The sequence below is a fragment of the Vibrio natriegens NBRC 15636 = ATCC 14048 = DSM 759 genome (assembly GCF_035621455.1).
GTDB lineage: Bacteria > Pseudomonadota > Gammaproteobacteria > Enterobacterales > Vibrionaceae > Vibrio > Vibrio natriegens.
Map to the genome: position 1 here is coordinate 1,942,549 of NZ_CP141822.1, position 15,580 is coordinate 1,958,128.

The following is a 15,580-nucleotide window of genomic DNA, read 5'->3' on the forward strand; positions in this document are numbered from 1 at the left end:
ATTCGATTCCTTATAACGAGTCCAGGAAAGCCACCAGCGCTTCACGCTCGCTCTTGCTTAACGCCAATACGCTCTGTTTTGAATTTTCTGCTTCGCCACCGTGCCAAAGTACTGCTTCCATAACGTTACGTGCACGACCATCGTGCAAATAGTAAGTATGACCATTAACTTCTTCGGTGTAGCCAAGCCCCCAAAGAGGTGGGGTGCGCCATTCACGACCATTCGCCAGATATTCAGGTCGGTGGTCTGCCAAACCTTCGCCCATATCGTGTAACAGTAGATCGGTATATGGGTGTATTTCTTGTTCTGAAAGCGCAGGTAAACCAGCTCGTTTAGCGGTTTTAACGTTAGTTTTATGGCAGCTTTCACAACCTGATGAAGCAAAAATTTTCTGACCTAGTTGCACTTGCGGGTCTTCGACATTACGACGAATTGGCACGGCCAGGTGCTGACTGTAAAACTCCACGAAGTCGAGAATATTCTGGCTAACTTCTGGATCACCACCATTTGGCAGCTCATTACATATTGTCTGCTTTGAGGTACAGTTTTCATTTGGGAACAAATGACTTGTGAGGCCAACATCACCATTAAAGGCGGCTGCATTCTGCTGCATCAATGTTGGTTGACCCGCTTTCCAGCCGAAACGACCGAGCGCGAAGTCACCTTTTTCGATGTCCCAAACTTTGTTTACCTTCCCAGAAATACCATCTTTGTTAGTGTCGTTTTCGTCCGCCCAAGCAAGTAGAGTGTCGTCAGGAATGCTTTCCAGCAGCCCTAAACCTATCATTGGTGGCGCAACACGCGCAGAAAATTGGGTATCCGGGTGCATGTCTCCATAACCCAGATCAGTAATCTTTAGCGTTGGTTTTCGTAACGTTACCATTGTGCCATCGTTGAATTGCACCGGAACATAACTATAAGTAATCGAAATTTTACCTTCGGGAGTTTGATTCTGTAGGGCAAAATCTTGTAACTGGCCACCATAGGTTGGCTCTGGAATACCACCATCAATGATGAACGCTTTTTTTTGCTCTGGCGTTACAGCAGGAATGCTCAAACGCACCAACATTGAAACAGCGTGGATATCCCCTTCTTCAGGCGGATGACCTCGGCCATCTTTGATATGACAGTTCTGACAACCATTGGTATTGAATAGTGGTCCGAGTCCATCTCGCGCTTCTGTAGTCGCTGGCGCTTGTACCCAAGGGTTTCTAAAAAAGCTATTCCCGACACTAAAGTCGAGTCGCTTACTCATCGGTAAATTTGCCGCAGGAAGGGAATAAGCATTCGCACCGTCTTTTTTAACACTGGTTTTTCCGCCAGAACGCACTTCATAGGCAGTTACAGACGTAGAAAATGCAGCAGTAAAAAGTAGCGCTAAATGGGAGTAATTTAGGGATGATGGCTTCATATCATTGCTCTTAAATGAATTGATAACAGCGAGCGCAAACAGCAAAGGGCTCAGTCCGTAAAATGAGCCCTTGATTGGTTATTATATTTTTTATTAGAACTCGTGGTCTGCTGTATCTGGGCTTAAGCTTTCAATGCCAATGATGTTTGCAGCACGTTCAATTGCTCCCGTTTGAGCCACCAGCGACATGATGGTTTCGTTCACTAGCGCATTACCTTGAACGTTATCAGCAGCAATCAGTTGGTCGAAGTGTTGGTTTTTCTTCTCGGCAGAAGTCACCAACTCACCTACTTGACTACGAGTGTCATCAAACTGCTTTTGAATCTCTTTCGCCGCTTGCTCATCTTGTTGTGCAACCAGGTCAGCAATACTTGGACCAGTCAGTAACGTACCGTCTTGGCGCTTATAAAGCCCCATGTACACGTTGTAGATACCCTGCTCGTTGTAGTAGTGAGAGTTGTGCGTGTTATCAGAGAAACAATCGTGCTCATCTTCTGTTGAGTTCGCTTCTAACGCCACTTTCATGCGCTCACCGGCCAGTTCACCAAGAGACAGCGAGCCCATACCAAACATCATTTTGCGCAGGCCATTCTCTGCTGAATCTGCCAGTAGTTCCTGACGGTAATTGTCTTTCACATCCGCAGACCACTGTTTCTCCATCCATTCAAGATCCTGAACCAATAGATCAGCTGCCGCTTTCAGGTATTCACCACGACGGTCACAGTTGCCATTGGTACAAGCAGAACCGACAACAAAGTCCGTGTAAGCACGTTGACCTGCGCCAGCATTTGTTCCGTTAAGATCCTGTCCCCAAAGTAGGAATTCAATCGCGTGATAGCCAGAAGCAACATTCGCCTCAGAACCACCAACTTCATTCAGATCAGCAATCAGTTCAGGTGTGATTTTTGATACGTCTAGTGTCGTAGCACCAATAGTCAGACTTTTGTTAGCCACGATGTTTGCCGCAGCGCCTTCGTTACCAAGTTCATATTGGTAATCCGTAGCGACGTAGTCGATTAAGCCTTCATCCAACGGCCAAGCGTTAAGCTGACCTTCCCAATCATCGACGATCGCGTTACCAAAGCGGAATACTTCAGACTGTTGATATGGTACGCGAGAATCAAGCCATGCTTGTTTAACCTCTTCTAGCTTTTTCGCTGAAGGGGCTTTGAGGAACTCATCAATTTTCACGTCTAGCGCTTTAGCCGTGTTTAATGAATCTGCGAATACAGCATGTGCGACGTCTGCATAATGTTCGACAACGCCTTGTTTGGTTACTTGAGCAGCAACCGCAGTACCACTGGAAATAAGAAGTGAAGCAGCAATAGCTTGAACTAATACTGTTTTTGCATTCATTAGAAGCATCCTTGTTGAGCAAATTGTTTTTTGTATTCGAAGTGCTAATTATTCTTATTTGCACTTTTAGTCACGAGATAATACAAATTTACAATTTTTTTGCAACTTAAGATGAAAAAAAAGCCTCATCAATGTGAGGCTTTTAACATGACTTGTTAACAGTTCTGTTTTTAAGGCTAAACCTTGAGATTGTGTTTGCCGTGAGAGACTTTTGCTTTGAGGTAATTCTCGTTACCATCTTTGACGTGAGCAGAAGTGTTTACAACTTCAACAATTTCGACCCCGTACTCGGCGAGCTCGCGGATTTTTTTAGGATTATTCGTCACAAGGCGGATCTTGCTCACACCTAAAGCTTGCAACATTTGAGCTGCTTCAGTGAAGTCACGCAGATCATCATCAAACCCTAAGTGGTTATTCGCCTCGTAGGTGTTCATACCCTGACTTTGTAGTCGGTAAGCATCAATCTTGTTGTACAGGCCAATACCTCGACCTTCCTGACGTAAGTACAGAATAATACCGCCCGATTCTCCCATACGTTGAATCGTTTCTTCTAATTGCTCACCACAGTCACAACGAGAGGAGTGAAAAACATCGCCGGTCAGACACTCAGAATGCATACGCACCAGTGGCGTTTCTTGAACTTGGTCTGCTTGTTTAAAGATAACTGCTACATGCTCTTTATCCGTCTTCAAACCACGGAAAGACAGGATTTCAGCATCAATATTACTCTTAGCCCCGACTTTAAAATCTACTCTGGCACGTACTTCAGCCATATCTACACTCACTCGATTTATTTCTTGATGCACTTTCGTTATTACATTCATGGGATGAACTCATGCTCTTCAACTATGGGGATTGATACCACATTTTTCAATGCATAGATCACTATATCTTAGATCTTTTCCTCTCAACGATACATGACGATGGATGACCTCCGTCACGTTGACGAAGTGTTATAATATAACATTTCCGTCAAACTACAATAAAAAACCCCAGACAAATTTTGCCTGGGGTTGATAAATGCGAGTGTAAAAAAGAGGATTAATGTGTTTGACGACGCTTCCAGACGGCAAACTCTACCCATACGGTTTCGAGTTCTTGAATTTCTTCGTCGGTCAAAACGGCGAGAGTTGAAGTAACTTGTGGCAATCTTAGTGCCTGCATAGCGCGAATATGCGCATGAAAGTCCTTTCTTAACTGCGATATAACTGAATCCACTCGTTTACCTATTGAGATCTTTTATTACGTACCCAGCGTAACGTTTTCATTTTATATATGCTGGAGCCTTCGAAATCTTAAGAAAGAATAACACTCTGCTTGTTATTTTCACAGATTGTTTCAAATTATGGAATTACAGTCACACAACTAACACTAATTTGACTTGTCTTTATTCTAGCCAATGATTAAAAGCTGAAATCAATCACCGACATATTATGTTATTCGACATACGCTAATTCCCCTCTAACTCATCCACTCTCATATATATGAAGCGTCCAATTGCCATAATGAGCCCTTACCACATCTGAGGATCGGTTCATTCTCAGCGAACCAAACACTTAGAAGTTATTTGGCTATAAAGACGATCACGAAATATGCAATAACTTTAACACTATACACACCGACTCTATACAAACGCCGTTATACATGAGACAAACTCCAAGTTAATCAGTTTCGAATAGCTACGAGGATTTATATTAAAACCTCAGATAATGAAAAACATATAAGTAGCAACAGAATATAAGCAGTAACTATATCTCTCATTTATTAAAATCAAAGACACTCGTTATATTCGTGTGAGTTAATACCAACAAGAACAATATATTGGGTGGATTTTAGGGTAGGCACTAAAAAGCCGAGTAAAATACTCGGCTTTTAGTTAGAAGAGATGCAGAATTAAAGATTAATCTTCGCTATCTTCCGCAGCAGGAGACTCAGGAGCTTGTTGCTCTGCACTTGGTTCCGTTGACTCGCCGTCTTCACCTTCTGGTAAATCAGCGTCTTCAATTTCATCAATGCGTTGCAGGCCTACTACTGTTTCATCTTCAGCGGTTCTGATCAGTGTGACACCTTGAGTGTTACGACCAACCTGGCTAACTTCTGCTACACGAGTACGAACTAGAGTACCAGCGTCGGTGATCATCATCATCTCGTCGCCTTCTTCTACTTGTACCGCACCAACCACAGGTCCGTTACGTTCAGAAACTTTGATAGATACTACACCTTGCGTTGCACGACCCTTAGTTGGGTACTCGGCAAGCTCGGTACGTTTACCATAGCCATTTTCGGTCACAGTCAGGATGTCACCTTCGTTTGAAGGAACAATTAGAGACACAACTTGGTCATCTTCACCCAACTTCATACCGCGAACACCAGCAGCAGTACGACCCATAGCACGTACTTTATCTTCGCTGAAGCGAACAACTTTACCTGCTTTAGAGAACAGCATGATGTCGCTGTCACCATTGGTGATATCAACACCGATCAGCGAATCATCATCACGCAGGTTAACGGCGATAAGGCCGTTTGAACGAACGTTGGCAAACTGGTTCAGTGGTGTCTTCTTAACTGTACCGTCACCCGTCGCCATGAAGATGAACTTATCTTCAGAGAACTCATCTACACGCAGGATAGCCGTGATACGCTCACCATCTTCCAGAGGAAGAATGTTAACGATAGGCTTACCACGAGCAGTGCGGCTCGCAAGCGGTAATTGGTAAACTTTCAAACGGTAAGTTTTACCACGCGTAGAGAAACACAGGATGTTGTCGTGGGTATTCGCCACTAGAAGACGCTCAATATGGTCTTCGTCTTTCATCTTAGTTGCGCTCTTACCTTTACCACCACGGCGCTGTGACTCGTAGTCGCTCAGTACTTGGTACTTAACGTAACCGCCGTGAGACAGAGTGACTACTACGTCTTCACGAGCAATCAGCTCTTCCATGTCAATGTCATGGCTCGCTGCAGTAATTTCAGTACGGCGTTCATCAGCAAAACCGTCACGAACGGCTTCTAGCTCTTCACGAATCACTTCCATCAAACGCTCAGTGCTTGCAAGAATGTGCATTAGCTCAGCGATTTCATCTAGAAGCTCTTTGTATTCCGCCAGAATCTTTTCGTGTTCCAGACCAGTCAATTTGTGTAGACGTAGATCTAGGATTGCTTGCGCTTGTTGCTCAGTCAGGAAGTACTGACCGTCACGGATACCATATTGAGGCTCTAGCCACTCAGGACGCGCAGCATCAGTACCAGCACGCTCTAGCATTGCTGCTACGTTGCCAAGATCCCAACCACGTGCGATAAGACCTGCTTTTGCTTCTGCTGGCGTTGGTGCTTTACGAATTAGGTCGATGATTTCATCGATATTTGCTAGTGCAAGTGCCAAACCTTCTAGGATGTGGGCACGTTCACGAGCTTTACGCAATTCGAAAATAGTACGGCGAGTTACCACTTCACGACGGTGATCCACGAAGCACTTCAACATGTCTTTCAGGTTGAATAGCTGTGGCTGACCGTTGTTCAGCGCTACCATGTTGATACCGAAAGTCGTTTGCAGCTGAGTTTGAGCGTAAAGGTTGTTCAGAACCACTTCGCCTACTGCATCACGCTTACATTCAATAACGATACGCATACCATCTTTGTCAGATTCGTCACGTAGCGCACTGATGCCTTCTACTTTCTTATCTTTAACCAGTTCAGCAATCTTCTCGATCAAACGAGCTTTGTTCACTTGGTAAGGAATTTCGGTAACGATGATGGTTTCTTTACCGTTTTTCTCTGTTTCGATGTCCGCTTTTGAACGCATGTAGATCTTACCGCGACCTGTTTTGTACGCGTCTACAATGCCTTTACGACCACTGATAAGTGCTGCCGTCGGGAAATCTGGACCAGGGATGTAATCCATTAGTTCATCAATAGTGATGGCTTCATTATTGATGTATGCAAGGCAGCCATCGATCACTTCGCCAAGGTTATGTGGCGGGATGTTGGTCGCCATACCTACTGCGATACCAGAGGCACCGTTTACCAATAGGTTTGGAATTTTTGTTGGAAGAACCGCTGGAATCTGTTCAGTACCATCGTAGTTAGGTACGTAGTCTACGGTTTCTTTATCTAGGTCAGCCAGAAGCTCGTGGGCAATTTTTGCCATACGTACTTCGGTATAACGCATTGCCGCAGCAGAATCGCCATCGATTGAGCCAAAGTTACCTTGGCCATCGACCAGCATATAACGAAGTGAGAACGGCTGAGCCATACGTACGATTGTGTCGTACACAGCACTATCACCGTGAGGGTGATATTTACCGATTACGTCGCCGACAACACGGGCTGATTTTTTATATGGTTTGTTCCAATCGTTGCCTAGTACGTTCATCGCGAATAAAACGCGACGGTGCACTGGTTTTAGACCATCACGCACATCTGGAAGAGCACGACCCACGATTACTGACATCGCGTAGTCTAGATATGAACCTCTAAGCTCGTCTTCAATGTTTACGGGCGTGATCTCTTTAGCTAAATCGCTCATGGAGCCATTATCCCTCTATTATCTGATCGTAATTACGATACGTGTAAGGCGAAAAATATAACACACATTTCATCACTTCGGCATCCCTTTCCCTCTCCTTTTATCAGGTTGTGAGCTTTGTTGAGATTCAAATGTCGAGAATTTGCACACTCATCCGATATCCTTATGAAAAGTGACTATATTTCGTTCAATATTAAGCAAAAATAGAATTCTGGTGAACAAAACGGGGATTAATCAGTTTAATACTGATAAAACGTTAGAGTATACTGACGCCCTCTAACGGACTCAGATTGAATGCAGTACAACCATTATGACTAAAGCACAAAACGTCGACCCTAGTGAAATTAAGAAATTCGAGGACATGGCTTCTCGTTGGTGGGATTTAGAGGGTGAATTCAAACCACTTCACCAAATTAACCCACTTCGTTTGAACTATGTACTCGAAAAAGCAGATGGTTTGTTTGGCAAACGCGCACTCGATGTTGGTTGTGGTGGTGGCATTCTCGCAGAGAGCATGGCAAAAGAAGGCGCAATCGTAACCGGACTAGATATGGGTAAAGAGCCACTAGAAGTGGCGCGCTTGCATGCTCTGGAAACGGGCACAAAGCTAACCTATATCCAAAGCACCATCGAAGATCACGCTGCAGAAAATGCCGCGACTTACGATGTCGTCACGTGTATGGAAATGCTTGAACACGTACCGGACCCTCTTTCTGTTATCCGTTCTTGCGCGGCACTGGTGAAACCTGGTGGTCACGTGTTCTTTTCAACCTTGAACCGCAACGTAAAATCTTACTTGTTTGCCATCGTTGGCGCAGAGAAGTTACTCAAGATTGTTCCGGAAGGCACTCACGACCATGAGAAGTTCATCAAACCAGCAGAAATGCTGAAGATGATTGACCAAACCGATCTGACTGATTTAGGTATCACAGGTTTGCATTACAACCCACTTAACGACACTTATAAACTTGGTCGTAATGTGGATGTAAACTACATCGTTCATACTAAAAAATACTGAACGCCGTAACGTTAAAAAAACCTTGTTCTAGTTGACCATTCAGTTAAGAAAATCGTCAGAAGCGGTAGCACAAAGTTACCGCTTTTGTGTATAAGATTTGTGCTGTAGATAGCATTTTAACCAACCTATTTTTCGCAAATAAAAATGTCCAAAGATCAAGGAAAATATTTTTCCGAGCGGTTATTTCTAAACCGATCTCAAAACTGTGATTTTACCTATTCAAGTCTGCCCTTTTCTCATCGGTTAGTGTTCACTTACTGTTTTTTTTCATTTGGGTAGTTATCCACAAGTCATCCCAAACATGTACCTTGATCAATCTGAGCAATAGCACTATCTTGTAACCCGCAAACAAATTAACCCCTATATATTGTGTTTAAGCTACAATATATAGATAGACTTTGATCACAAAGCCACCGCAAGACTCAAAAGCTTTGCATATAAATAGACAAAAACACGGCTTTTATCAGTTTTCTTAGGGAAATAAAGCAGAATGAACCAACAACTTACCGTCACCAAGCGTGATGGCCGTAAAGAAATTATCGATCTGGATAAAATCCACCGCGTTATTACTTGGGCTGCAGAAGGTCTGCACAACGTTTCTGTCTCTCAAGTAGAGTTACGAGCTCACATCCAGTTTTATGATGGTATTACAACGTCAGACATACACGAGACTATCATTAAATCTGCGGCCGACCTTATCTCAGAAGAGACACCGGATTACCAGTACTTGGCAGCTCGTCTAGCTGTATTCCATCTACGTAAAAAAGCGTATGGCCAATATGAGCCACCTAAGCTTTTCGATCACGTAGCTAGACTCGTTGATATGGGTAAGTACGACGGACATCTGCTAGAAGATTACACAAAAGCAGAGCTAGACGTACTGGATTCGTACATTGACCACAAGCGCGACCTGAACTTCTCTTACGCTGCAGTTAAACAGCTTGAAGGTAAGTACTTTGTACAGAACCGTGTATCGGGCCAAATCTACGAAAGTGCTCAGTTCTTGTACATTCTTGTGGCTGCATGTCTGTTTGCTAAGTATCCGAAAGAAACACGTCTTGATTACATCAAACGTTTCTACGATGCGACGTCAACATTCAAGATTTCTCTGCCTACACCGATTATGTCAGGTGTGCGCACGCCTACCCGTCAGTTCAGCTCTTGTGTACTGATTGAGTGTGGTGACAGCCTGGATTCTATCAACGCAACAGCAAGCTCTATTGTTCGTTACGTTTCTCAACGTGCTGGTATCGGTATCAACGCAGGTCGTATCCGTGCTCTAGGTTCAGAGATCCGTGGTGGTGAAGCATTCCACACTGGTTGTATTCCTTTCTACAAGTACTTCCAAACCGCTGTGAAATGTTGTTCACAGGGCGGTGTACGTGGCGGTGCTGCAACTGTTTTCTACCCAATGTGGCATGGTGAAGCACGCTCACTATTGGTGCTTAAGAACAACCGTGGTGTTGAAGAAAACCGTGTTCGTCATATGGACTACGGCGTACAGCTAAACAAGCTGATGTACCAGCGTCTGGTTGAAGGTGGTAACATCACGCTATTCTCACCTTCGGACGTGCCAGGTCTATACGACGCATTCTTCGAAAACCAAGAAGAGTTCGAGCGTCTGTACGTTAAGTACGAGAACGATCCTTCAGTTAAGAAGGAAACCGTCAAAGCGATTGAGATGTTCACTTTGCTAATGCAAGAGCGTGCGTCTACAGGTCGTATTTACATTCAGAACGTGGACCACTGTAACACTCACAGCCCATTTGATTCTGAAGTAGCGCCTGTTCGTCAGTCTAACCTGTGTTTGGAAATCGCACTTCCAACCAAACCACTGACTAACGTAGAAGATGATTCAGGTGAGATCGCACTATGTACGCTGTCTGCGTTCAACTTAGGTGCTATCAAGTCTCTGGATGATTTTGAAGAGCTATCTGATCTGGTTGTTCGTGCTCTTGATGCACTATTGGACTACCAAGATTACCCACTACCAGCAGCATACAAGTCGACAATGAACCGTCGTACTCTGGGCGTTGGTGTGATCAACTTTGCTTACTACCTAGCGAAGAACGGTGTGAAATACTCTGACGGCAGTGCAAACGGCCTGACTCACCGTACATTTGAAGCGATGCAGTACTACTTATTGAAAGCTTCAGTAGCGCTGGCAAAAGAGCAAGGTAAGTGTCCTTCGTTCAACGAGACAAACTACGCGAAAGGCTTGCTGCCAATCGATACTTACAAGAAAGATATCGACCTGATTTGTAACGAAGAGCTTCACTACGATTGGGATAGCCTACGTGCAGAAATCATGGAACACGGTCTACGTAACTCAACGCTGACTGCGCTGATGCCTTCTGAGACCTCTTCTCAGATTTCGAACGCAACAAACGGCATTGAGCCACCTCGTGGTTTTGTGTCAGTAAAAGCGTCGAAAGACGGTATCCTGAAACAAGTTGTGCCAGAATTTACTGAGCTAAAAGACAATTACGAGCTGCTTTGGAACATCGGTTCTAACGATGGTTACTTGCACCTTGTCGGTATCATGCAGAAATTCGTTGACCAGGCGATCTCTGCGAATACTAACTACGACCCATCACGCTACGAGACGGGTAAGGTTCCAATGAAGAAACTTCTTCAAGACCTGCTGACTGCGTACAAGTTTGGTGTGAAGACGCTTTACTACCATAACACTCGTGATGGCGCTAAGGATGAACAGAAAGACGCAGTTCAACCGGAAGAAGAAGATTGTGCAGGTGGCGGTTGTAAGATTTAATCTACACGACCCTAGCAATCCGCAGTAACTGAATAGTAACAGAATATCGAAAACCTCCCCTACACGGGAGGTTTAAAAGGAATTGAGGCATTATGGCTTACAGTACTTTTAACCAGAAAAAAAATGACCAACTAAAAGAACCAATGTTCTTGGGTCAATCAGTAAACGTTGCTCGCTATGACCAACAAAAATTCGAAATTTTCGAAAAACTGATCGAAAAGCAACTTTCTTTCTTCTGGCGTCCAGAAGAAGTTGACGTATCTAGCGACCGTATCGACTACAACAAGTTGCCAGATCACGAGAAGCACATCTTCATTTCTAACCTGAAGTACCAAACGCTTCTCGATTCAATCCAAGGCCGTAGCCCGAACGTTGCGCTGCTTCCTCTTGTTTCTCTGCCTGAACTAGAAACATGGATTGAGACTTGGTCTTTCTCTGAAACGATTCACTCTCGTTCGTACACGCATATCATTCGTAACATCGTGAACGACCCTGCTGTGGTATTTGATGACATCGTTGAGAATGAACACATTCTAAAGCGTGCGAAAGACATCGCGCACTACTACGACGATTTGATTCAAGCGACGAATGACTACCATCGCTACGGTGAAGGTGAGCATGTCCTTAACGGTGAAACCGTTAAAGTCAGCCTGTACGACCTTAAGAAGAAACTGTACATCTGTCTGATGTCTGTGAATGCACTAGAAGCGATTCGTTTCTACGTAAGTTTCGCATGTTCATTCGCTTTCGCAGAGCGTGAGCTAATGGAAGGTAACGCGAAAATCATCAAACTGATTGCTCGTGATGAAGCGCTTCACTTAAACGGTACTCAACACATGATCAACCTGCTACGTAACGGTCAGGATGATTTCACTTTCATGCAAATCGCAGAAGAAGCAAAACAAGAGTGTTTTGAACTTTTCAAAGAAGCGGCAGAGCAAGAGAAAGAGTGGGCAGAGTACCTGTTTAAAGACGGTTCAATGATCGGCCTGAACAAAGACATTCTGAGCCAGTACGTTGAGTACATCACCAATATTCGTATGCAAGCGGTAGGTCTACCAGCAGCGTACCCTGAAGCGACAAGCAACCCTATTCCATGGATTAATGCTTGGTTGTCTTCTGATAACGTTCAAGTTGCGCCTCAAGAAGCAGAGATTTCATCTTACCTTGTTGGTCAGATTGACAACGAAGTAAGCGCGGACGACTTTGAAGGATTTGAGCTGTAATGCCGACAATCAAAATCAACAAACTTATCAGCATTGAATCTAACCCTTCCAATACTATTTTGGAGACAATGGAACAGTCTGGCTTATTACCAGAATATAACTGCCGTGACGGCCACTGTGGTGCATGTCGCTGTACGTTAGAGTCTGGTGAAGTTGAGTATGTTGGTTTTGCTATGGCTTACACTCAAGGCGAAGAAATCTTGCCTTGTATCTGTAAAGCGAAGTCCAATGTTTCACTCAGTGGCGTTAACTACACGATGAAAGAAAAACAGCGTGCCTGACGTCAACTGAGTAGCATCGAACGTAACAAGACAAAGTAAACACCTTTGTTTGTTTTCAGAACCCCACCTCATACAGGTGGGGTTCGTTTTTTGTGAGACTACACATTGATCAGCGGACATACAAAGATTGCATGGTCTCTCTAACAACCGTCTCTGCCGCTTTAGGTGAATGGCCGAGATGCATCAATGAGTTGTGCAAATCAAACACAAACTTATGTTTGAGGGTACGTGCCACATTGCTGCGAATGATCTTAGGCCGAGTATTCGTGTTAAGCGCTTCCGCTTCAGCTTGATCAACAAGTGCGTAAATCTCATTTTCATCCAGTATCTTCGGAGCAACGAGAGACGGGTTGATCTCGCGGGCAATATCAATGATTTGTTTAGTGGAAATGGTGGAAGTGTTGGCTAAAACATAGCGATGCCCACGAACGCCTGTTTTTGCTGCGCTAATCATTCCTTTAACGACATCATCAACATCAATAGGGCTTAAGTATAACTCGTATAAGAATGGCATTTTACCATTCACGATTGCAGAGAAAGCGTCGAGCGATTCAGTATTCGGTTTGTATTCCCCGCCTAGAATAGTGGAAGGTAGTACCGTCACCATATCCAAATCTAACTCTTCCGAAACTTTCCATGCCTCTTGTTCTGCAAGGGTTTTCGCGCGGCAGTATGGGTTGACCTGGTCAGAAACATTGTATCCTTCAACAATAATTTCGCCGTTTTCGTTGCGATGTGTTTGTTCTAAAGAAGCGATGGAGCTTACATAAACGACTCGTTTTACCCCTGCTTCTTTTGCGGCTTCCAGTATGTTTCTCGTTCCGATCAGGTTCGGGGTTACGATTTCAGCCTCCTCATCTTCTGCCCAATGTTTAAAGACTGCTGCAACCTGATAGAGGGTATCAATGCCATTAAGCGCTTCTCGCAGTGACGCTTTATCTAATAAATCGCAGTAAACAACATCACAATCGATTCCCTGCAATGAATCAGACTTCTTCAAGTTACGGATGCCTGCACGCACGTAGTCTCCTTGTCGAGAGAGAGCCCTGACAAGGTTATTACCAACGTGACCACTTGCGCCTGTGACTAAACATCTATTCATAATCTTCTCCTTAAAGTTTTCATCGACTATTGGTTCAAAACTGAGCGATTTCGAGGTTGCTGTTTGCTGATTGCTCTAGCCACCAACGATTCTTAAGTGATGGCGCATCAAGTACGACTTGTTCACCGAAAGCAGGAGTGACGAGTTGAACGCCACGATTCGCAGTTATTGCGGATATACGTTCAAGAGGCTCGTACCATGGGTGCATGGATAAATCGAATGTACCGTTATGGATTGGGATCATAAATTTCCCTTTCAGGTCGATATGTGCTTGCACGCTTTCTTCCGGCATCATGTGAATATCGCTCCAAAGCGAGTTGTAAGCCCCCGCTTCCATTAGAGTGAAATCAAATGGGCCATAACGCTCGCCGATAGATTTGAAACCAGAGAAGTACCCGCTGTCTCCACTAAAGAAAATACGATGTTTGCTGCCTAGAATAACCCAGCTCGACCAGAGGGTTTGATTACGATCCAACAAGCCACGACCTGAAAAGTGCTGAGAAGGCGTTGAAACGAGTTCAATGTTGTTCAGCGACACCGATTGCCACCAATCTAGCTGGATGATCTTTTCTCTCGAGATGCCCCAATTTTGCAATCGGTCACCCACTTTAAGAGGCGTAACAAATACACCAACTTTTTCATCGATCGCTTTTATCGTCGCTTTATCCAGGTGGTCATAGTGATCGTGACTGATAATCACAATGCCGATGTAGGGCAACGAACTTGCTGTGATTGGAGCCGGATGAAAGCGCTTCGGTCCAGCCCACTGTATTGGAGAAGCACGCTCACTGAATACAGGATCCGTAAGAATCCAAGTGCTATCGATGTGCATTAACACGCTTGAATGGCCGAGACGATATAAGAAGTCGCTCTTCGGATGACGAAGATCGTTAGGATTGATTTCATAATTGAGAAGCGGTGTTTTTGGTACGGCATCAACACGTTTTGCAGTTAAGAATGCATGAACGATCTTCACCGAGTCGCCCAGCGTCGATGAATATCGCATTTCGCTGTTGTAAAACTTTTGTTTATTAGAAGCTAAGCTCGCTAGCATACCGACCACCAATATTCCTAAGAAGATAAAAGTAACTGACTTCATTCTTTGTCACCAAAAGTAAACTATACGGTGTAGTTTACTTAACTAGATTGAAAAGTAAACTATGCAGTGTAAAATTGGATCAAATAATTACGAGCAATGATCTTTATGATGGAAAAAAAGCTGAGCCGAAGTGAGTTAAAACGGGAAGCGATAGTTGAGGCAGCCATTGAAGCTTTTCGTGAAGAAGGCGTGAAAGCGACGAGCATGGATAAATTAGCCGCGTTAGCCAATGTGTCAAAGCGCACGATCTACAATCACTTTGAAAGTAAGGAAGCGCTGGTTCTACATTTGCTTTCTGAACTATGGCAAAGAGCGATAATACAAAGCAACGTCACATACAGTGGCAAGCAGCCATTGAGTACTCAACTTGCGTCACTACTGACCGAAGAGTTGGAATTTCTATCTTCGCCACAATATCAAGACTTGGCTCGAGTAGCATTTGACTATCTGTTCAGCAACCCGGATATGTTGCAGGAAGAATTGAAGAAGCTGGCAGAAAAAGAAACCGCAGTTTATCGCTGGATCCTTGCTGCGAGTGATGACGGCAAACTGATCGATCTTGATGCCGAGTTTGCTAAAGAACAGCTGCATAGTTTGATCAAAGGAAGCGCGCTGTGGCCACAGTTGATGCGTATCAAAGCACCACTAACAGAAAAAGAGAAGCAACGTTTGGTCGAAGAAACGACACGACTTTTCCTTGCTCGTTATGAAAAATCCCAACGTGAAGAATAGGCATATTTAAAAAGCCAACAGAGTTGGCTTTTTTATCCAAAAGTCGTGTAAAAACCG

12 protein-coding genes are annotated in these 15,580 nt (G+C 44.2%); 5 read left to right on the forward strand and 7 right to left on the reverse strand.

What is annotated here, in order from left to right:
- Positions 1 to 10: 10 nt before the first annotated feature.
- The 5 genes from VER99_RS08820 to gyrA all read right to left on the reverse strand — a co-directional run bounded on the left by VER99_RS08820 (position 11) and on the right by gyrA (position 7,292).
- Complete coding sequence (locus VER99_RS08820) at positions 11 to 1,411, reverse strand: di-heme oxidoreductase family protein (protein ID WP_020335544.1); 1,401 nt, start codon at positions 1,409 to 1,411, stop codon at positions 11 to 13.
- 93 nt (positions 1,412 to 1,504) lie between these two features.
- Positions 1,505 to 2,767 (reverse strand): imelysin family protein, encoded by a 1,263-nt coding sequence (locus VER99_RS08825; protein WP_014232378.1) that lies wholly within the window; start codon positions 2,765 to 2,767, stop codon positions 1,505 to 1,507.
- A gap of 176 nt (positions 2,768 to 2,943) precedes the next feature.
- Positions 2,944 to 3,591 carry a GTP cyclohydrolase II gene (locus tag VER99_RS08830; RefSeq protein WP_014232379.1) on the reverse strand — a complete coding sequence of 216 codons (648 nt, stop codon included), beginning with the start codon at positions 3,589 to 3,591 and terminating at the stop codon, positions 2,944 to 2,946.
- A gap of 217 nt (positions 3,592 to 3,808) precedes the next feature.
- On the reverse strand, positions 3,809 to 3,985 hold the full coding sequence (locus VER99_RS08835) for a hypothetical protein (RefSeq protein ID WP_024372911.1): 177 nt from the start codon (positions 3,983 to 3,985) through the stop codon (positions 3,809 to 3,811).
- 682 nt (positions 3,986 to 4,667) lie between these two features.
- Positions 4,668 to 7,292, reverse strand: a complete 2,625-nt coding sequence (gyrA, locus tag VER99_RS08840) for a DNA topoisomerase (ATP-hydrolyzing) subunit A (RefSeq protein ID WP_020335549.1) — start codon at positions 7,290 to 7,292, stop codon at positions 4,668 to 4,670.
- A gap of 310 nt (positions 7,293 to 7,602) precedes the next feature.
- Between gyrA and ubiG the strand changes: the two genes are divergently transcribed.
- The 4 genes from ubiG (at position 7,603) to VER99_RS08860 (ending at position 12,590) form a co-directional block, all read left to right on the forward strand.
- Positions 7,603 to 8,310, forward strand: coding sequence for a bifunctional 2-polyprenyl-6-hydroxyphenol methylase/3-demethylubiquinol 3-O-methyltransferase UbiG (gene ubiG, locus VER99_RS08845; RefSeq protein WP_020335550.1), 708 nt, complete (start codon positions 7,603 to 7,605; stop codon positions 8,308 to 8,310).
- Between the two features lie 490 nt (positions 8,311 to 8,800).
- Positions 8,801 to 11,083, forward strand: a complete 2,283-nt coding sequence (nrdA, locus tag VER99_RS08850) for a class 1a ribonucleoside-diphosphate reductase subunit alpha (protein WP_020335551.1) — start codon at positions 8,801 to 8,803, stop codon at positions 11,081 to 11,083.
- Positions 11,084 to 11,175: 92 nt separating this feature from the next.
- On the forward strand, positions 11,176 to 12,309 hold the full coding sequence (gene nrdB, locus VER99_RS08855) for a class Ia ribonucleoside-diphosphate reductase subunit beta (protein WP_020335552.1): 1,134 nt from the start codon (positions 11,176 to 11,178) through the stop codon (positions 12,307 to 12,309).
- The gene (locus VER99_RS08860) at positions 12,309 to 12,590 is read left to right on the forward strand and encodes a 2Fe-2S iron-sulfur cluster-binding protein (protein WP_014232384.1); all 282 of its coding nucleotides are present in this window, start codon (positions 12,309 to 12,311) and stop codon (positions 12,588 to 12,590) included. Before nrdB ends, VER99_RS08860 begins: the two co-directional genes overlap by 1 nt.
- Before the next feature lie 109 nt (positions 12,591 to 12,699).
- Here VER99_RS08860 and VER99_RS08865 read toward each other — a convergent pair whose 3' ends face one another.
- Both VER99_RS08865 and VER99_RS08870 read right to left on the reverse strand, forming a co-directional pair.
- A complete protein-coding gene (locus VER99_RS08865) occupies positions 12,700 to 13,692 on the reverse strand; it encodes an NAD-dependent epimerase/dehydratase family protein (protein WP_020335553.1) in 993 nt (330 codons plus the stop codon).
- A 34-nt stretch (positions 13,693 to 13,726) separates the two neighbouring features.
- The gene (locus VER99_RS08870) at positions 13,727 to 14,791 is read right to left on the reverse strand and encodes an MBL fold metallo-hydrolase (RefSeq protein ID WP_076633405.1); all 1,065 of its coding nucleotides are present in this window, start codon (positions 14,789 to 14,791) and stop codon (positions 13,727 to 13,729) included.
- Positions 14,792 to 14,899: 108 nt separating this feature from the next.
- Between VER99_RS08870 and VER99_RS08875 the strand changes: the two genes are divergently transcribed.
- Positions 14,900 to 15,523 (forward strand): TetR/AcrR family transcriptional regulator, encoded by a 624-nt coding sequence (locus VER99_RS08875; RefSeq protein ID WP_020335555.1) that lies wholly within the window; start codon positions 14,900 to 14,902, stop codon positions 15,521 to 15,523.
- Positions 15,524 to 15,580: the final 57 nt, after the last annotated feature.